Origin of the sequence: Rhodococcus sp. KB6, from assembly GCF_001445685.1 — a bacterium.
Lineage (GTDB): Bacteria > Actinomycetota > Actinomycetes > Mycobacteriales > Mycobacteriaceae > Rhodococcus_F > Rhodococcus_F qingshengii.
Genome location: NZ_LNAK01000134.1, coordinates 422,236 through 439,485, shown reverse-complemented (window position 1 = coordinate 439,485; position 17,250 = coordinate 422,236). Strand labels below are relative to the sequence as shown.

Below are 17,250 nucleotides of genomic sequence, written 5' to 3'. Positions count from 1 at the left end.
TGGTAGTCGGCGCTACCAAAAAGGCGCACAGGGGGCGTCAGCCCCTTCGAGCCTTCCGCGGCTGGTTGCGGCGAGCAGCGCGCTTTTCCTTGATGCGAACGTTCTCGGCCCGCACCTCGGCCTGAACAGCGCGTTCCTTTTCGAGCCATTCGGGCTTCTCTTCGAGGAGTGCGGCGATCTGATCCGTGGTGAGTGCTTCTTCGACGCCGCCGCGGGCCAGCCCGGCGATCGATACGCCCAGCTTGGCGGCGATGACCGGGCGAGGGTGCGGTCCGGTGCGTCGCAGCTCCAGCAGCCACTCCGGCGGATCGGTCTGCAGAGCGGTCAGCTCGTCACGAGTCACGTCGCCTTCCTGGAACTGCGCAGGTGTTGCTTCCAGGTACACACCCAGCTTCTTGGCAGCCGTCGTCGGCTTCATCGTCTGGGGAGTTTTGTTCGACGTCATGCAACAAGAGTAACCAGCCGATACGGGTGCTTTTACCAAGGCGGTAGCCTTGCCTGGTGACAGACGCGGATAGTCAGGCAATTTTTCGACTCGCGTACGCCCCGGGGGTGACGCCCACCAAGTGGGTCCGGGTGTGGCACGAGCGGCTCCCCGAGGTGCGTCTGGAACTTGTTCAGTTCCCGGTTCTCGAACTCGAAGCTGCACTTCGCGCCGGTGAAGCAGATGCAGGGTTGGTTCGACTGCCGATCGACCGGACCGGCATCAGCGCCATCTCGCTGTACGCGGAAACCCCGGTGGTGGTGGTACCGAAAGATCACGTATTCACTACTGTCGATCAGATTTCCGTCGACGATCTGGCCGACGAGATAGTGCTCGATCCTCTCGACGACAGACTCGACTGGCCGACCCGTCCCGGAAAGACCGCCGCCGAGCGACCCGCGACCATCGCCGACGCCATCGAGTTGGTGGCCGCCGGCGTCGGAGTTGTCGTGGTTCCCCATTCGCTGGCGCGGTTCCACCATCGCAAGGACCTGACCTTCCGTCCGGTGGACGGTGCGCCCGAGGCTCCTGTGGCTTTGGCATGGATGGAGTCCAAGACCACAGATCTGGTCGAGGAACTGATCGGCATCGTGCGGGGCCGAACGGCACAGAGTTCCCGCGGACGGAACGGCGAGCCGGCCGAGAAGATCAAGGGCTCCGTCAAGGCCAAGATCGCGGCCCGCGAGCGTCGCGCAGAAGCTGCCAAGAACGGGCAGAAAGCTAAGGGCGCCGGCACCGCGAAGAACATATCCGGACGCAACGCCGGTTCCGGTAAGGCCAAGGCGGGCGGCAAATCAGGCAGCGGGAAGTCCGGTGGGACCAAGAGTTCGGGTGGCCGGTTCTCCGGAAAGCAGAAGGGCCGCTAGGGCTTCAACTGGCAACTCGGAGGATCGCTGCCGGACAACGCTGAACTGATCAGGCGCGACAGACTCGGGCTGTGGTCTCGCGAATTGGCGCATCGTCGAACTCCGTCGAGCATGATGAGAGTATGACTCCCGCGAGTTCTTCAGCCCTCGACGAATTGGTAGCGGCACTCCCCGAGGGAGCCGTCCTGCTGGATCCGGATGTGACCGCGGGCTACCGCCAGGACTGGGCCGCCGATCCGACCGCCGGCCACCCCGCTGCCGTGGTTCGCGCTACGTGCACCGAAGACATCCAAACCGTGATGCGATGGGCAACCGCCCACCGCGTTCCGGTGGTTCCCAGAGGTGCCGGCTCGGGCCTTTCCGGTGGATCCAGCGCCGTCGACGGTTGCATCGTGGTCAGCACCGAGCGAATGCGACAGATCACGATCGACCCGGTCGCCCGTGTGGCGGTTACTCAGCCCGGCTTGATGAATGCGGAGGTCAAGAAAGCCGCCGCAGAGCACGGACTCTGGTACCCACCTGACCCGTCGTCCTTCGAGATCTGTTCCATCGGCGGCAATGCAGCCACCAACGCCGGCGGACTCTGCTGCGTCAAGTACGGAGTTACCACCGACTACGTTCTCGGACTCCGGGTCGTGCTGGCGGACGGTACAGCTGTCAGCCTCGGAGGTCCCCTTCTCAAGGACGTCGCCGGACTCTCACTCACCAAACTGTTCGTGGGCAGCGAGGGCACTCTCGGCATCATCACGGAAATCACGTTGCGTTTGATTCCCGCGCAGCCGCCCGCATCAACCGTCGTCGCGTCGTTCGACTCGGTACAAGAAGCTGCCGACGCGGTCTTGACGATCACCAGCAACATGCGTCCGGCGATGCTCGAGTTCATGGATCACGCCAGTATCAATGCTGTCGAGGATTCGGTACGCATGGGTCTGAACCGCAAGGCTCACGCACTACTGCTCGCGCAGTCCGACGCACCCGGCGCGGCAGGCGTGCTGGAAATCGAGACGATTGTTCAGGCGTGCGAAAACAACGGAGCCACCGAAGTATTCGCCACCGATGACCAGGCCGAAGGTGACGCTTTTGCGGCGGCACGGCGAGCGGTGTTCCCGGCCGTGCTCGCGATGGGAAGTCTGCTTCTCGAAGACGTGGGCGTTCCCATGCGCGCACTCCCCCAGCTGGTAACCGGGGTCGAAGCCATCGCCGACGACCTCGACGTCCTGATCTGCACGGTGGCGCACGCCGGAGACGGAAACACACACCCGCTCATCGTCTTCGACCCCGCAGACCCGGACATGTCCGAACGCGCACAGATCGCATTCGGACGGGTGATGGATCTCGCCATCGCGCTCGGCGGCACGATCACCGGCGAACACGGGGTGGGTCGACTCAAGCGCGACTGGCTGCCGTCACAGTTGGGGGAAGACGTCATGGCCCTCAATCGCAAGGTCAAGGATGCGCTCGACCCGCTGGGGATTCTCAATCCCGGAGCCGTCATTGCCGTGAAAGAAGGCTCTCTCGACTAGCTTTCACGTCGACGTCGAACGAGTCACGTCATCGAGGAACCGTCGGGCTGACCGAACGGACCAGCTCGGCCAGCTGACGGAATCCTTCTGCTCGGCCACTCGACGAGCGGAACACGACGCCGATCGTGCGACCTGGAGCCGGCGAAGCGAAACGCGCCGTCGACAAGTCCCCGCGTCGAACCTCCACGGCAACAGCCGATTCCGGGACCAAAGTCACCCCGAGTCCCCCGGCCACACATTGCACGACTGTTGCGAGAGAGGTAGCCCGCGTGTCGCCGGCAAGCGGATGGGCGTCTACCGAACGGCACAGATCCAACGTCTGGTCGCGCAGGCAGTGGCCGTCGTCGAGCAAGAGCAACGGCAGCGCGTCGAGCACGTCCGCTGTGAGATCGACACGTCCGGCCAAGGAATGATCGTTCGGCACGACCATCACAAAATCCTCTTCGTACACAGGAACTTCCACCAGGCCAGGTGTTCCGGCAGGAAGCGCCAACACCGCGACGTCGAGCGCTCCCGATCGCAGGGCATCAAGCAAGCGCGCCGTTTGATCCTCGACTATTTGCGGCGCCAACGACGGCAGCTTCTCGCGCAGCTCCGGCAACAACCCCGGAAGAATGTAGGGCGCAACGGTCGGGATCAACCCGATGCGTAGCGGTCCGGTCAGAGAGTCGCCGGAGCCGGCCGCGCTCGCGACGAAACCGTCGGCAGCCTCGAGGATTTGCTTGGCCTGACCGAGCAAGCGCTGTCCGTCCGCGGTCACGAGCACGCGCCGGGTACTGCGTTCGATCAGTCTGACTCCCAGCCCCGCCTCTAGAGCTGCCAGCGCCTGCGACAGTGTGGGTTGGCTCACACCGGAACGCGCTGCGGCAGTACCGAAATGCCGATACTCGGCGACTGACACGAAGGCACGCAGCTGTGACAAGGAAGGTTGATAAGTCTGATCAGACATGCCTATCAGTGTAGTGCCACCCATCACCTTTACCTTTTGAACGGTTTGATGCAGAATGGACTCATACCAAAAAGCGCCGGTCACAACCTCGACACTCCAGTCGAAACCGTCCGACCCGCTGACGGTGACAAACCCTCTCGATCCAGCACGTTCGGCCGTCACAGTCCGAACAGCCGGATCGTGTGCGCAAGAAATTCCTGTTCACGAGACACGTAGGAGAATGAGACACATGGCTCTGCTCACAATCGGCGACCAGTTCCCCGCTTACAACCTCACGGCTGTCATCGGCGGCGACCTGTCCAAGGTCGATGCCCAGCAGCCCGATGACTACTTCACCACCGTCACCAGTGACGACTACGCAGGCAAGTGGCGCATCGTCTTCTTCTGGCCCAAGGACTTCACCTTCGTGTGCCCCACCGAGATTGCTGCATTCGGCAAGCTCAACGAAGAGTTCGCAGACCGTGACGCTCAGGTTCTCGGCGCTTCCGTCGACAACGAGTTCGTGCACTTCCAGTGGCGTGCACAGCACGAAGAGCTCAAGACCCTCCCCTTCCCGATGCTCTCGGACCTCAAGCGCGAGCTTGCCGAGGCCACCGGCGTCCTCAACGCCGACGGCGTTGCAGACCGCGCGACGTTCATCGTCGACCCCAACAACGAGATCCAGTTCGTCTCCGTCACAGCCGGTTCCGTCGGCCGTAACGTCGACGAGGTTCTCCGCGTCCTCGACGCTCTCCAGAGCGACGAGCTGTGCGCATGCAACTGGAAGAAGGGCGACCCGACCATCAACGCCGGCGAGCTCCTGACTGCGAGCGTCTGAGTATGAGCGTCGAGAACCTCAAGAACTCGCTTCCCGAGTACGCGAAGGACCTCAAGCTCAACCTGAGTTCCATTGCGCGCACGACGGTCCTGAACGAGCAGCAGTTGTGGGGAACGCTCCTCGCAACGGCCGCAGCCACCAAGTCTGCGTCCACGCTCAAGGAGATTGCTTCCGAGGCTGCCGACAACCTGTCGGCAGAGGCATACAACGCCGCTCTCGGCGCAGCGTCGATCATGGGCATGAACAACGTCTTCTACCGCACCAAGGGCTACCTCGACGGTAAGTACGACGACCTTCGTGCCGGCCTGCGGATGAACATCATCGGCAACCCGGGCGTCGACAAGGCCGACTTCGAATTGTGGTCGCTTGCAGTGTCCGCGATCAACGGCTGCAACCACTGCCTCGAAGCTCACGAGAACACCCTCCGCCAGGAAGGTGTCGACCGCGAGGTCATCTTCGAAGCGATCCGCGCCGGTTCCATCGTCGCGGGCGTCGCACAGGCTGTCGAAGCCAACGAGATCCTCTCTGCCGCACAGGTCTGATCACTCGGACCTGAGTGCAGTTCGACGAGCCCTCCCCACCGTGAAGGTGGGGAGGGCTTTTCGCGCGCTAGGGTGGACCGATGGGTATCGAGGTGAGTGTGGTCCGGGTCTTCACGGACGAGAACGGCAAGCACGGGAATCCGCTGGGAATCGTCGACGCGTCCACGGTTGCAGAATCGGATCGACAAGCCGTCGCGAAGGAACTCGACTACAGCGAGACCATCTTCATCGACGTTCCGGATGACGGCGCCTCGCGTGCGCGGGTCCAGATCTTCACTCCGGCAGCAGAACTCCCCTTCGCCGGACACCCGACCGTCGGTGCCACGTGGTGGCTGGGCGAACAGGGCCGTCGCGTGAGCGCCCTCGACGTTCCTGCCGGCAGTGTCGACGTCCGCCAATCCGGCGCTTTGACGTGGGTACGCGCGCGTGCCGAATGGGCACCGGAATTCGCGATCTATCCGATGGACACGGTGGACGACGTCATCGACGCAGATCCGTCCGACTACGAGGCGGATCATTCGTATCTGTGGGCATGGCAGGACAAGCTCGAAGCTGCCATCCGCGCACGCATGTTCGCACCGGTGATGGGAATCGCCGAGGACGAGGCGACCGGATCTGCAGCGCTGCGCATCACGGACCGATTGAGGAAATCATTGCTCATCACCCAGGGACGCGGATCGGTCCTTCACACGACCTTCTCTCCGGAAGGTTGGCTCGAAGTCGGCGGCCGCGTCGTCGCCGAGCCGTCACGAACCTTGTGAGTACCCGGCGGGATTGCGTCCGGCCTCGAGGTCACGTGCACTCAGTGATACCGAGATCTCGTCACCGAGCGCAACTCCCGGCGCGAGGGGCAACTGATCTCCACTCCAGAACTTGCCCGGGTCGAACCAGTTGACACGACGATTACCGACGAGCAGACCCATCGCTTCATAGGTCTTGGCAACCACTTCGGCGCAGTAGGCGCTCTCGACGGCTACTGCCGATACGTCGGACTTCTTGCGCAGCTTCGGGATTCGGCCGCCGAACCAGCGCGAAGCAAGCTTGGCCGTCGACGGGAAAGGCGTACCGTCCAGCCGCGCGATCGTCTCGAGCAGAGCGTCTTCCTGCTCCCGGGTGATCTCGTGGTCGAGCTGGCGCAACCATCCACGCTGCCCGTACTTGGCGCCCCAAACCTGAACGGCCGATCGCAGATCGTGCAGTTGGACACCACGCTGGAAGCGTCCGGTCCACATGTCCTGCAGCGAGTGACCGAGTTCCGCATGCCACATCAGCGGCGGGAGGTCGTCGATCACGACCGACATTCCGACGTGGTTGACCGGGCTGTTGGTCAGCGTCTGGATGGCCCGGTCCGCCGTCGACTCTCCGCGGAAGATCCAGATGTCGCCCGTGCGGGTCGCCGCGGCGGCCTCGTCGAGACTCACCTGCGAAAGCAATCGTCGGTCCATGCCTCTAGCGTAGAGGGATGAAACTTCCTACTCCTCTGCGCGCCTCGCACGTTTGGAAACTGGTCGGCCTCGCCGGCGCGATGGGCGTTGCCGCCACCGGGGTCCTCGTTGCGCGCGGCGAACGCCAGCGTCGGGCCTACTCTCCGGACGAGATTCGCTCGGTACTGCACGAGCGGTACACCCAGGCCTACGCCAAGCAGTCGGAACAAGAGGTTCTGGAACTGGAACCTGCACCCAACGCTGTGCGGCGCCGAATCGAGAAACTCTTCCGGCGCCGCAACTGAACTCATCCGAGAGCTGCGAGGATTCCTGCTGCCATCTCCGCGACCTGATCATCGGTCATGACAAACGTCGGCGAAATCTGCATCGCACCCTGACCCGCGGCGCGACCCGAAATACCGTGCTCACGAAGCGTCTTCACGAACGGCAACGCCTCCGCCGGATCAGCCAACTGCACCGCGGCGACCGCACCGAGCCCACTGCGAACCTCCGCCACCCGCGGATGCTCGGCCAGCGGTTGCAGATGCGTATGCAACGATGCCTCCAGACGCTTCGACTCCGCGAGCAGATTCTCACGCTCGAGAATGTCGAGGTTCGCCATCGCCGCAGCAGCAGCACCGGCATGACCGCCGTAGGTGTACCCATGGCGCCACCACGAACCGGCATAGAACGGCTCCGCCACCCGCGGCGCGATGAACACCGCACCCATCGGCACGTAACCCGACGTCAAACCCTTTGCCGTGGTCATCATGTCGGGCTGCAAATCGAAACGAGTGGACGCGAACCACTCACCACCGATCCGGCCGAAACCGGTCACGACCTCGTCGACGACAAAGAGGATGTCGTGCTCGCGGCAGATGTCACGCACCTCGGCCAGGTACCCCTCCGGCGGAAGATACACCCCACCCGCACCGATGATCGGCTCCGCGAAGAACGCCGCGATCTTGTTCGCACCGATCTTCTCGATCAACTCGAGCAGGCTCTTCGCATCATCCCAGCCGACGGTCGCCGCATCCGCCATCAGCTCGCCGTACCCCTCACGGTTCACCGGAATACCAGCGAGAGCCGTTCCCGCAACGTGCATTCCGTGATACGCCTTCTGACGACCGACGATAATCGCCTTCTCCGGCTGCCCCACCTCGTGCCAGTACCGACGAGCAAGCTTCGCCGCAGTGTCCACCGAATCCGAACCACCCGAAGTGAAGAAGATCTTGCTCCCGGCAACCGGCGCGATCGTCGCCAACCGCTCCGCCAACACCTGCGTGGTCTCGGGAACAAAATCACCGAAATTCGAGAAATGAGCGATCTTCGACAACTGAGCCGCCACCGCATCCGCGATCTCGGTGCGCCCGTGCCCGACATTGGTGAACCACAGGCCCGCCGTCGCATCCAGATACCGCGTGCCCTCGCGGTCCCAGATGTACGCGCCCTCACCGCGAGAGACGACAAACGCGCCGTTCTTCTCCACAGCGCCCATGTCCGCGAACCCGTGCCACAATGCCGAAGCCATCATTGTCCCCTTCGAATACAAACGATGCTGGTGTGCAAACGATGTGCTGCGACTATATCGACACCAGGAATCCGCGCACGACGGCGCTCGCCCGGCACCGGCTTTCACGGGCGCACCCGTAATCTGTCGACCATGACTTTTGCCGACAATCTCGCCGCACTGCCCGCCATCGATCATCTGGCCGCCATCGAGGTACTCGACGCCGACGGAAACGTCATCGACACCGTGGAGAACAAGCCCGGAAAGTCCGGCTCGGTCAAGGTGTACAACCATCTCGCTCAGGTCTACGGCGCGCTGACACCCGAAGCCGCCTCGGCAGGATTGACGATCTTCGCCGAGCACACCGAGGACGCGCGGGCGAACCCCGGTAAGCATCCGAACGTGGACCGCCTCGAGCAGGTGCTCGCCTCCGGCAATCCCCTAGGACTTCGCAGCGTTCCGTCCGCGTAGCCCGGCTCCCAGCCGTCCGACGGCATTGACTGCCAACGCCATCAGGGCCATCGCGATGCCCAGTACGACGAATCCGATGAACAGGGCCAGATAGCCCTGGTGGCGAGGATCCATGAACGGATACGGATACCAGTCGACGATCGGCCCTCGAATCAACGTGTACACCGCGTAGATCACCGGAAACAGCAGCCACTGCAGTGAGCGGGCTTCGGAGATCCTGTGCCTCGAAGCGAAGAACACCCAGTCGAGAAGCATGACCAGGGGAAGAATCCGATGCAGTGCCGAGTTGATCCAGGCATCGTTCAAATTGACGTCGATATCGGCCAGGAGCACGGCGTAGATGATCCCGGTGATCACCATGTACAGCGTCACCGCCCCGCGGATCGACTGCCACGCCTGCGATTGTGGATCTCGAATTGCACCGACCAGCAACACGATCACCGCAAGAATGTTGCTCTCGATGGTGAAGTAGCTCAGATAGTTCGACAGAGACAGCTCAGCCGCGTCACGGATCGGGATCCACAGCAAAGCGGCAAGTCCGAACACAGCAAACAACAGTCTCAGGGCTCGCACGGCGATCGGCGTCGACAAGACAGGCACCGATGACTCATTTGCGGTATTTGTCGTCACTGGTCGATATTTGCACATCAGCACGATCTGCGAGCGGTAGTTGTGAACGCGTTCGATAGGCTGTCATCAGCATGTCTACAACACCACCGGCCCCGCTCTCCCCCAAGCGGAGTGACCTGAAGAGCGCGCTGGCGCAGGTCTCACTCCGCGACGAGAGTCGACTCCGTCGCAAACTCGACCGTGCCCGCACACCAGACGCTTTGGTGGCGCTGGCCGAGGAAATCGAAACGGCCCGCACGCGGTTGGCCGCACGCTCCGCCAATGTTCCCGCAGTCTCGTATCCGGAAGCTCTGCCCGTCAGTCAGCGCAAGGACGACATCGCGACCGCGATCTCGGAAAATCAGGTTGTCATCGTCGCCGGCGAGACCGGCTCGGGTAAGACAACCCAGATCCCGAAGATCTGTCTCGAACTCGGACGTGGCGTCCGCGGTCTGATCGGACACACACAGCCGCGCCGGTTGGCAGCACGCACCGTTGCCGAACGTATCGCCGAAGAACTCGACACCGAACTCGGCGACGCCGTCGGATACACCGTGCGGTTCACCGACCAGGTCTCGGACCGCACCTACGTCAAGCTCATGACCGACGGCATTCTCCTGGCCGAAATTCAGCGCGACCGTATGCTCCGACGCTACGACACGCTGATCATCGACGAAGCGCACGAACGCAGCCTCAACATCGACTTCATCCTCGGTTACCTGGCTCAGCTGCTCCCCCGCCGACCCGATCTCAAGGTCATCATCACGTCGGCGACCATCGATCCCGAGCGCTTCGCCAAGCACTTCGCTGTCGACGGTAAGCCCGCGCCGATCGTCGAGGTATCCGGGCGAACATTCCCTGTCGAAATGCGTTACCGGCCACTGACCGTCGAATCCGGCGACATCACCTTCGACCGCGATCCCGTCGACGCGGTCTGCGAGGCGGTCGACGAGCTGAGCGCGGAGGGCGAAGGCGACATCTTGGTCTTCCTCTCCGGCGAACGCGAGATTCGCGACACCGCAGATGCTTTACGCGATCGGCGTCTTCGCAACACCGAAATCGTCCCGCTGTACGCGCGGCTGTCTGCTGCCGAGCAACACAAAGTGTTCTCGCCGCACACCGGCCGACGCGTCGTCCTTGCCACCAACGTGGCCGAGACCTCGCTGACCGTTCCCGGCATTCGGTACGTCGTCGATCCGGGAACCGCGCGCATTTCGCGATATTCGGTGCGCACCAAGGTTCAGCGGTTGCCGATCGAGCCCATTTCGCAGGCGTCAGCTCGTCAGCGTTCCGGGCGTTGCGGCCGCGTCGCCGAAGGAATCTGCATCCGCCTGTATTCCGAGGAGGACTTCGAGTCACGGCCGGCATTCACCGAACCGGAGATCCTGCGAACCAACCTCGCATCCGTGATCTTGCAGATGACGGCCCTCGGCCTGGGCGACATCGCGGCATTCCCCTTCGTCGAACCGCCGGACCAGCGCGCCGTGAAGGACGGAATCGGACTCCTCGAGGAACTCGGCGCCATCGCGCGAGGTTCCGAGGCCAGCCACCCCGAACTGACGCCGGTCGGCCGCGAGCTGGCCCAGATTCCGGTGGATCCGCGGATGGCACGGATGCTGGTGGAAGCCAAGAACAACGGTTGCCTTCACGAAACCCTTGTCATCGTCGCGGCGTTGTCCATCCAGGACGTTCGCGAGCGGCCCGCCGAGTTCCAGCAAGCCGCCGACGAAAAGCACGCCCGCTTCAACGTCGAGAACTCCGACTTCCTGGCCTACCTGAAACTGTGGGACTACTTACGCGAACAACGTAACGATCTGTCCTCCAACCAGTTTCGCAAGATGTGCCGGAACGAGTTCCTGCACTGGCTCCGCATCCGCGAATGGCAGGATCTGCACGGGCAACTCCGGCAGATCACCCGCGGTCTCGGCTGGACAGTGGGAGAGACACCGGCAAGCGAGAACGCGATCCATCAGTCGCTCCTTGCCGGGTTGCTCTCGCATATCGGGCTACGCGAGGGCGAGAAGCGGGACTACCTCGGCGCCAGAGGCAGCCACTTCGCGATCTTCCCCGGATCGGGACTGTTCAAGAAGCCACCACGCTGGGTCATGGCCGCCGAACTCGTGGAAACGTCGAGGCTGTGGGCGCGCATGTCCGCGCGTATCGAACCCGAGTGGGCTGAAAAGCTCGCCCCGCACCTGGTGAAACGGACCTATTCCGAACCGCACTGGTCCTCCAAGCGCGGCTCGGCGATGGCATACGAGCGGGTCACTCTCTACGGAGTTCCTCTGGTAACCGGCCGCGCAGTGACGTACTCACGAATCGATCCCGAGGCCTCTCGCGATCTCTTCATCCGCCATGCGCTCGTGCAGGGCGAATGGCAGACGAACCACAAGTTCTTCCACGAAAACCGTGCACTCCTCGACAACGTCGAAGAACTCGAGAACCGCGCGCGCCGACGCGACATCCTCGTCGACGACGAAACTCTCTACGAGTTCTACGACGAACGTATCGGCCAGGAAGCCGTATCCGCCAAGCATTTCGACCAGTGGTGGAAGACCGAGCGGCGCAAGAATCCGAGTCTGCTGACTTTCACACCGGAAACGGTGGTCAACTCCGACGCAGCTGCAGTACTGGGCGGCGAGTACCCGGACGCCTGGCGCCAAGGCGACATGCAGTTTCCACTCACTTACCAATTCGAGCCGGGAAAGGACGATGACGGCGTCAGCGCGCACATCCCGGTCGGCCTGCTCGCGCAACTTCAGCCGGTCGGCTTCGACTGGTTGGTCCCCGGTATGCGCGTCGATCTCGTTACCGCTCTGATCAAGACGTTGCCCAAGAACATTCGACGCGCTGTCGTTCCGGCTCCGGATTTTGCCGCCGCAGCATTGGCAGCAGTCAAACCTCGATCCGAGCCGTTGATGACCGCGATGGCCCGCGAACTCTCGCACTTGGGCGGGATCCAGATCGACGCCAAGGACTTCGATCCCGCCGCGCTGCCCGACCATCTTCGGATGACATTTGTCGTCGAGGACGAATCGGGCAAGGTGCTCGCGAAGGGTAAGGATCTGGCGCAGCTACGACGCACGCTCGCCCCGCGCGTGCAGAAGGAAGTGGCCAAGGCGGCAACCGGAACCGAACGGGCAGCGGCAACCGTCTGGACATCCGAAACGCTGGGCGCATTGGAACAGACCATCACTCGCTCCATCGGCGGACAGCAGGTGACCGGCTACCCAGCTCTGGTGCCGGAGAACGGCGGAGTTGCCGTTCGTGTCCTGAGTACGCCGGCCGCGCAGGCGCAGGCGATGAGGGAAGGTACGCGGGCGCTTCTCCTCGCGGCCGTTCCCACCCAACTCAAGGCAGTGACCGCCGGCTTGTCGAACACTCAGCGTCTGGCTCTCGGCCAGAATCCGGACGGCGGCTTGGAGGCCCTCGTCGAAGATTGCCGGGTGGCAGCTGCCAACGAAGTGATTGCGGCCCACGGTGGACCGGTACGCACGCCTGAAGCGTTCGATGCCCTGGTGAAGATCGCACGCTCCGAACTGGCCGGACGCGTTTCCGCGATCCTGCGCATGATTGTTCCGATCCTCGAACAAGCACACCGACTGAGCGTCGTGCTGGACCGCTCGCGCGGCGAGGCAGCCGACGACGTCCGAGAACAGTTGACCTCACTGCTGTTTCCGGGATTTGTCGCCGAACTGGGATCGGCCCGCCTACGCGATTTACCGCGGTATCTTGCCGCAGCAAAATTCCGTCTCGAAGCTCTGCCCGCAAGTGCACAACGAGATCAGCAGGCTATGGATGTCCTCGACCGGGTGTACGCAGCGTACGACCGGTTGTTGAGTTCGCTTCCCGAAGAGCGTCGCACTGCTCGAGATGTCGACGCGATCAGTTGGATGATCGAGGAACTGCGCGTGAGCCTGTTTGCGCAGTCCCTCGGTACACCCACACCGATTTCCGAAAAGCGAGTCCTGAAAGCTATCGAAGCGATCAAGCGTTGATGTTCGGCGAGAATTGCGCGATCAGTAGATTGTCTGAATGTTGACGTTGGTGAGGAAACCGCCAAAGGTGGCAACAGTGTTGGCGAACCCGAGGGTTACCAGGCTGTTCACGACTCCGAGAACTGCAACTAAGTTCATAACGCCTCCGTGAAGATCCGAGATGCGGACGAACGTACCTGGTAGACACTAAGCGAATAACGTGCCCGATTTGTTAGATTGTTCGCTTTGTGTTCTCAGCGTTACCTAAGACCGCTCTGTGCTCTCAGCGTTATCTGAGGCGAAGGCCTCAGTCGACGGAAACGGTCTCGGCGCCGGGAGCCTTCTCGGCGGCACGGGTCTCTGCATGCTCGCGCATGTCGGTGATCTCACGTTCGAAATCCGCAGCCGAGCTGAAGGACTTGTACACCGATGCGAATCGCAGGTAGGCGACTTCGTCGAGATTTCGAAGCGGATCGAGGATCGCGAGCCCTACCTCGTTACTGGGAATTTCGGCAGAACCCGAAGCTCGAACGGCATCTTCGACCTGCTGGGCGAGCAAATTCAGCGAATCGTTGTCCACTTGGCGGCCCTGGCATGCGCGACGCACACCTTTGACAACCTTTTCTCGGCTGAAAGGCTCCGTGACGCCGCTGCGCTTCACGACCGAGAGAACTGCCGTCTCGACCGTGGTGAATCGGCGGCCACACTCGGGGCACGAACGGCGCCGCCTGATCGCCTGGCCCTCGTCGGCCTCGCGCGAATCGACCACTCGGGAATCAGGGTGCCGGCAGAACGGGCAATGCATCGGGGTTCCTTCGTTGTCGCCGAAATGGCCGCAACTCAGATTCGCTACCGACTGCAAATCCTCCGACGATTTACAGAGCAGATCCACGTACTCAACGCGACCACCCGAGGTGGTGGGACTGTCAAGTGGACAGCTTACTCGCTGTGGACGGACTACTCTCACGCTCGGTACGCCCCCGCCTGGTACGGGGTAGGTCAGCGCCCCGAGGCCGGCACGATCAGCGTTTGTCCCACTGACAGTCCGGAACTCGACATCGCATTGAGATCCATGATCTGCTCGATCACCGAACCGACAGCCTGGCCAGGTGCAACCTTGGCAGCAATATCACTGAGGGATTCACCCGCGGCAACGCGAACCACTTCGGTCGCGCCGTTTGTCGCAGCTACGTCACCACTCGACAAAGCGCCGATCCCCACCAACGCCAACACTGCGAATGCGGTGAATACGGCGCCCAGGAAAACCGTCTTCCAACTGACATCCTCGGCGGCCACTTCATGTTCGACCCGTGACACACCGACCCTGTTTCGGTGCGCGAAACTTCCTCCGTACGGGCGTGACGAATCGTGCTCGCTGTCCCACCGGCGAGGAGATTCGCGCAATGAACGCGAACCTGAAACCGCGCCCACCGCCGGAACCCGGCGAACGACGGCCGCCTGCGGTTCGTTGTCGACATCCCTGGCCACGCCATGCATTTCGGGCGCTCCGCGCCGTTCGAAGGACACAGCGTCTGCATCGGGCCCATAGAACGAGGGGTGGTACTTCAGTGCCGACGTACCGTCGAAACCAAACGCGTCGAAACCAATCGCGTCGTCGAAAACCCTGTTGCTTTTCAGTGCTGCGTTACCCATCGTGACCTCCGCTGGTCGACACCGATCGATGTGTTCGATCATGCGTTCGATGGAACGCATGTTCGAATTTCTACCACGCCTGGCCGACAATGTCTCTACTTGGAGCGACACGAATCGAACAGATGTTTGAAACCGCGAGCAAATCCGGCTAGATTCGTGTCAGACCACACAGCGGGAATTGCGAAAGCCTCCGTGTTTGTCGACAGCTCGAATGTTGGCAGGAGGCACCGACAGGTTTCTGCGCGACTTGCACCAGGCACTTTTGCAGGCAGTTTTCAAACACGACTTGTTCAGACACGACTTCTTCAGACACGACTTCTTCAGACACGGAGGCAACAGGCCATGAAGGACGATCGCTCCAGCACAGCCGCGGAGGCAGGAGCTTCTGCAGTTCCGTCTCCGTCGAGCGAGACGCTCACCGAGCGTCAGCGGCGCGTTCTCGAAGTGATCCGCGATTCGGTGACGGAGCGCGGGTATCCGCCGAGCATTCGCGAAATCGGGGATGCGGTGGGGCTTACCTCCACGTCGTCGGTCGCGCATCAACTGCGAACGTTGGAGCGCAAGGGCTTCCTTCGACGCGATCCCAATCGCCCTCGTGCAGTCGATGTTCGGGGTCTCGACGAGGTTGCGGCCGATACCGCCATCGCGTCGGTGTCGAAGCATTCCGGCGAGTACAACAGTGCCGACCCGCTGCCAGAGCCGGCGTTCGTCCCCATCCTGGGCCGCATCGCTGCCGGCGGACCGATCCTCGCCGAGGAAGCTGTGGAGGATGTGTTTCCACTCCCCCGCGAGCTCGTCGGCCAAGGTTCGCTCTTCATGCTCAAGGTTGTCGGTGAGTCGATGATCGATGCGGCGATCTGCGATGGCGACTGGGTTGTCGTCCGTCAGCAGAACGTCGCCGAGAACGGTGACATCGTGGCCGCCATGATCGACGGCGAAGCCACCGTGAAGACGTTCAAGCGTACGAAGAAGGAGGTGTGGCTGATGCCGCACAACGACCTCTTCGAGCCGATTCCCGGCAACAACGCCGTCATCTTGGGCAAGGTTGTCACGGTCATGCGGAAGATCTGAGTTCGCTCGCACCCTCGATCACAAAACTCTGGGCCCCGGCATCAGCCGGGGCCCAGAGTCTTTTCGTGACGATCAGCGGTCCATCACCCGAATCAGAGATTCAGCGAACGTCCGATGATCTCCTTCATGATCTCGGTTGTGCCACCGTAGATGGTCTGCACACGAGAGTCCATGTACGCCTTGGCAACCGGGTATTCCTTCATGTAGCCGTAGCCTCCGTGCAGCTGGAGGCAGCGGTCGATGAGCTTGACCTGAGCTTCGGTGGTCCACCACTTTGCCATCGCAGCTTCCTGCACGGTCAGCTTCTCGGCATTGAGCTGCTCGATGAACTTGTCCACCAGGATGCGCACTGCCGTGGTCTCCGTTGCCAATTCGGCCAGTACGAATCGGGTGTTCTGGAAGCTGCCGATCGACTTGCCGAATGCCTTGCGGTCACGGCAGTACTGGATCGTGCTCTCGAGAACCGATTCCATTGCGGCGGCAGCAACGACGGCGATCGAGAGTCGTTCCTGGGGAAGGTTCTTCATCAAGTAGAAGAAGCCCATTCCCTCTTCGCCCAGCAGGTTGGCAGCGGGAACGCGTACGTCGGTGAAGCTGAGTTCGGCGGTGTCCTGAGCCTTCATGCCGATCTTGTCGAGATTGCGTCCTCGCTCGAAGCCGGGCATGTCCCGCTCGACCACGAGGAGGCTGAAGCCCTGAGCACCCTTGTCCGGGTCGGTGCACGCGACAACGATGATGATGTCGGCGTTGATTCCGTTGGTGATGAAGGTCTTCGAACCGTTGAGTACCCAGTGGTCCCCGTCGCGAACTGCTTTCGTCTTGATGCCCTGCAGGTCGCTACCGGTACCCGGTTCGGTCATCGCGATCGCCGAGATCAGCTCACCCGACGCGAATCCGGGTAGCCAACGCTGCTTCTGCTCCTCGTTGGTCAACTCCAGGAGGTACGGCGCCACCACGTCGTTGTGCAGCGTGAAGCCGATACCACTGAAGCCACCCTTGGTGGTTTCCTCGGTGATGATCGCGTTGTAGCGGAAATCCTTGACACCGCCGCCGCCGAATTCCTCAGGTACCGCGGTTCCCAGGAATCCCTGCTTTCCGGCCTCGACCCAGACGTCACGATCGACGATGTTCTGCTCTTCCCACTTCTCGTGGTTCGGTGCCACGTGCTGTGCCAAGAACTTCTGGTAAGACTCCCGGAAGAGTTCATGTTCCGGTTCGAACAGGGTGCGCTCCACGCCGACTCCTTGCAATTCGATATACGGCACTTCAGTGATGTACCCGGTGGGGATGATGTACCCGGTCGGGATGTTTTCGCTGAGACTGGGCACGCCGAAGTTCGCGGGCCCACGTCACT

The 17,250-nt window shown here is 62.2% G+C and carries 17 protein-coding genes; 9 read left to right on the top strand and 8 right to left on the bottom strand.

What is annotated here, in order from left to right; translation table 11 throughout:
* Nucleotides 1-37: 37 nt before the first annotated feature.
* The gene (locus tag ASU23_RS21985; protein WP_007732807.1) at nucleotides 38-445 is read right to left on the bottom strand and encodes a DUF5997 family protein; all 408 of its coding nucleotides are present in this window, start codon (nucleotides 443-445) and stop codon (nucleotides 38-40) included.
* 56 nt (nucleotides 446-501) lie between these two features.
* Between ASU23_RS21985 and ASU23_RS21980 the strand changes: the two genes are divergently transcribed.
* Nucleotides 502-1,350, top strand: coding sequence for a LysR substrate-binding domain-containing protein (locus ASU23_RS21980; protein WP_003942255.1), 849 nt, complete (start codon nucleotides 502-504; stop codon nucleotides 1,348-1,350).
* Nucleotides 1,351-1,472: 122 nt separating this feature from the next.
* The gene (locus ASU23_RS21975; protein WP_058038707.1) at nucleotides 1,473-2,873 is read left to right on the top strand and encodes an FAD-binding oxidoreductase; all 1,401 of its coding nucleotides are present in this window, start codon (nucleotides 1,473-1,475) and stop codon (nucleotides 2,871-2,873) included.
* 28 nt (nucleotides 2,874-2,901) lie between these two features.
* On the opposite strand, the gene ASU23_RS21970 is transcribed toward ASU23_RS21975, so the two are convergent.
* The gene (locus tag ASU23_RS21970) at nucleotides 2,902-3,822 is read right to left on the bottom strand and encodes a hydrogen peroxide-inducible genes activator (protein WP_030536897.1); all 921 of its coding nucleotides are present in this window, start codon (nucleotides 3,820-3,822) and stop codon (nucleotides 2,902-2,904) included.
* A 229-nt stretch (nucleotides 3,823-4,051) separates the two neighbouring features.
* Here ASU23_RS21970 and ASU23_RS21965 point away from each other — a divergent pair, with 229 nt between their 5' ends.
* The 3 genes from ASU23_RS21965 (at nucleotide 4,052) to ASU23_RS21955 (ending at nucleotide 5,942) form a co-directional block, all read left to right on the top strand.
* Nucleotides 4,052-4,639, top strand: a complete 588-nt coding sequence (locus ASU23_RS21965) for a peroxiredoxin (RefSeq protein ID WP_003942119.1) — start codon at nucleotides 4,052-4,054, stop codon at nucleotides 4,637-4,639.
* 2 nt (nucleotides 4,640-4,641) lie between these two features.
* A complete protein-coding gene (locus ASU23_RS21960) occupies nucleotides 4,642-5,181 on the top strand; it encodes a carboxymuconolactone decarboxylase family protein (protein ID WP_003942122.1) in 540 nt (179 codons plus the stop codon).
* Between the two features lie 80 nt (nucleotides 5,182-5,261).
* Complete coding sequence (locus ASU23_RS21955; RefSeq protein ID WP_003942237.1) at nucleotides 5,262-5,942, top strand: PhzF family phenazine biosynthesis protein; 681 nt, start codon at nucleotides 5,262-5,264, stop codon at nucleotides 5,940-5,942.
* Here the strand turns inward: ASU23_RS21955 and ASU23_RS21950 are convergent.
* The gene (locus ASU23_RS21950; RefSeq protein WP_030536898.1) at nucleotides 5,928-6,626 is read right to left on the bottom strand and encodes a hypothetical protein; all 699 of its coding nucleotides are present in this window, start codon (nucleotides 6,624-6,626) and stop codon (nucleotides 5,928-5,930) included. The genes ASU23_RS21955 and ASU23_RS21950 overlap by 15 nt on opposite strands.
* A gap of 17 nt (nucleotides 6,627-6,643) precedes the next feature.
* Here ASU23_RS21950 and ASU23_RS21945 point away from each other — a divergent pair, with 17 nt between their 5' ends.
* Nucleotides 6,644-6,910 carry a hypothetical protein gene (locus ASU23_RS21945; protein WP_007732799.1) on the top strand — a complete coding sequence of 89 codons (267 nt, stop codon included), beginning with the start codon at nucleotides 6,644-6,646 and terminating at the stop codon, nucleotides 6,908-6,910.
* 2 nt (nucleotides 6,911-6,912) lie between these two features.
* On the opposite strand, the gene ASU23_RS21940 is transcribed toward ASU23_RS21945, so the two are convergent.
* Nucleotides 6,913-8,136 (bottom strand): aspartate aminotransferase family protein, encoded by a 1,224-nt coding sequence (locus ASU23_RS21940; protein WP_172827079.1) that lies wholly within the window; start codon nucleotides 8,134-8,136, stop codon nucleotides 6,913-6,915.
* A 132-nt stretch (nucleotides 8,137-8,268) separates the two neighbouring features.
* Here ASU23_RS21940 and ASU23_RS21935 point away from each other — a divergent pair, with 132 nt between their 5' ends.
* A complete protein-coding gene (locus tag ASU23_RS21935; RefSeq protein WP_003942194.1) occupies nucleotides 8,269-8,586 on the top strand; it encodes a DUF2322 family protein in 318 nt (105 codons plus the stop codon).
* Here the strand turns inward: ASU23_RS21935 and ASU23_RS21930 are convergent.
* Complete coding sequence (locus tag ASU23_RS21930; RefSeq protein WP_003942129.1) at nucleotides 8,557-9,186, bottom strand: Pr6Pr family membrane protein; 630 nt, start codon at nucleotides 9,184-9,186, stop codon at nucleotides 8,557-8,559. The two genes, ASU23_RS21935 and ASU23_RS21930, sit on opposite strands and share 30 nt — an antisense overlap.
* A 101-nt stretch (nucleotides 9,187-9,287) precedes the next feature.
* Here ASU23_RS21930 and hrpA point away from each other — a divergent pair, with 101 nt between their 5' ends.
* Complete coding sequence (hrpA, locus tag ASU23_RS21925) at nucleotides 9,288-13,193, top strand: ATP-dependent RNA helicase HrpA (RefSeq protein WP_058038705.1); 3,906 nt, start codon at nucleotides 9,288-9,290, stop codon at nucleotides 13,191-13,193.
* A gap of 286 nt (nucleotides 13,194-13,479) precedes the next feature.
* On the opposite strand, the gene nrdR is transcribed toward hrpA, so the two are convergent.
* A complete protein-coding gene (nrdR, locus tag ASU23_RS21920) occupies nucleotides 13,480-13,977 on the bottom strand; it encodes a transcriptional regulator NrdR (protein ID WP_030535543.1) in 498 nt (165 codons plus the stop codon).
* A 194-nt stretch (nucleotides 13,978-14,171) separates the two neighbouring features.
* On the bottom strand, nucleotides 14,172-14,885 hold the full coding sequence (locus ASU23_RS21915; RefSeq protein WP_058038704.1) for a LysM peptidoglycan-binding domain-containing protein: 714 nt from the start codon (nucleotides 14,883-14,885) through the stop codon (nucleotides 14,172-14,174).
* 282 nt (nucleotides 14,886-15,167) lie between these two features.
* Between ASU23_RS21915 and lexA the strand changes: the two genes are divergently transcribed.
* On the top strand, nucleotides 15,168-15,896 hold the full coding sequence (gene lexA, locus ASU23_RS21910; RefSeq protein ID WP_007735195.1) for a transcriptional repressor LexA: 729 nt from the start codon (nucleotides 15,168-15,170) through the stop codon (nucleotides 15,894-15,896).
* A gap of 92 nt (nucleotides 15,897-15,988) precedes the next feature.
* Here lexA and ASU23_RS21905 read toward each other — a convergent pair whose 3' ends face one another.
* Nucleotides 15,989-17,131 (bottom strand): acyl-CoA dehydrogenase family protein, encoded by a 1,143-nt coding sequence (locus tag ASU23_RS21905; RefSeq protein ID WP_007735194.1) that lies wholly within the window; start codon nucleotides 17,129-17,131, stop codon nucleotides 15,989-15,991.
* Between the last annotated feature and the right edge of the window lie 119 nt (nucleotides 17,132-17,250).

Excerpts from the sequence above, each read along its gene's own strand:
- ASU23_RS21940 (WP_172827079.1), bottom strand. The coding sequence starts at position 8,136 with ATGGCTTCGGCATTGTGGCACGGGTTCGCGGACATGGGCGCTGTGGAG.
- lexA (WP_007735195.1), top strand. The coding sequence starts at position 15,168 with ATGAAGGACGATCGCTCCAGCACAGCCGCGGAGGCAGGAGCTTCTGCA.
- ASU23_RS21955 (WP_003942237.1), top strand. The coding sequence starts at position 5,262 with ATGGGTATCGAGGTGAGTGTGGTCCGGGTCTTCACGGACGAGAACGGC.
- hrpA (WP_058038705.1), top strand. The coding sequence starts at position 9,288 with ATGTCTACAACACCACCGGCCCCGCTCTCCCCCAAGCGGAGTGACCTG.
- ASU23_RS21965 (WP_003942119.1), top strand. The coding sequence starts at position 4,052 with ATGGCTCTGCTCACAATCGGCGACCAGTTCCCCGCTTACAACCTCACG.
- ASU23_RS21935 (WP_003942194.1), top strand. The coding sequence starts at position 8,269 with ATGACTTTTGCCGACAATCTCGCCGCACTGCCCGCCATCGATCATCTG.
- ASU23_RS21975 (WP_058038707.1), top strand. The coding sequence starts at position 1,473 with ATGACTCCCGCGAGTTCTTCAGCCCTCGACGAATTGGTAGCGGCACTC.
- ASU23_RS21950 (WP_030536898.1), bottom strand. The coding sequence starts at position 6,626 with ATGGACCGACGATTGCTTTCGCAGGTGAGTCTCGACGAGGCCGCCGCG.
- ASU23_RS21985 (WP_007732807.1), bottom strand. The coding sequence starts at position 445 with ATGACGTCGAACAAAACTCCCCAGACGATGAAGCCGACGACGGCTGCC.
- ASU23_RS21960 (WP_003942122.1), top strand. The coding sequence starts at position 4,642 with ATGAGCGTCGAGAACCTCAAGAACTCGCTTCCCGAGTACGCGAAGGAC.
- ASU23_RS21970 (WP_030536897.1), bottom strand. The coding sequence starts at position 3,822 with ATGTCTGATCAGACTTATCAACCTTCCTTGTCACAGCTGCGTGCCTTC.
- ASU23_RS21915 (WP_058038704.1), bottom strand. The coding sequence starts at position 14,885 with ATGCGTTCCATCGAACGCATGATCGAACACATCGATCGGTGTCGACCA.
- ASU23_RS21945 (WP_007732799.1), top strand. The coding sequence starts at position 6,644 with ATGAAACTTCCTACTCCTCTGCGCGCCTCGCACGTTTGGAAACTGGTC.
- nrdR (WP_030535543.1), bottom strand. The coding sequence starts at position 13,977 with ATGCATTGCCCGTTCTGCCGGCACCCTGATTCCCGAGTGGTCGATTCG.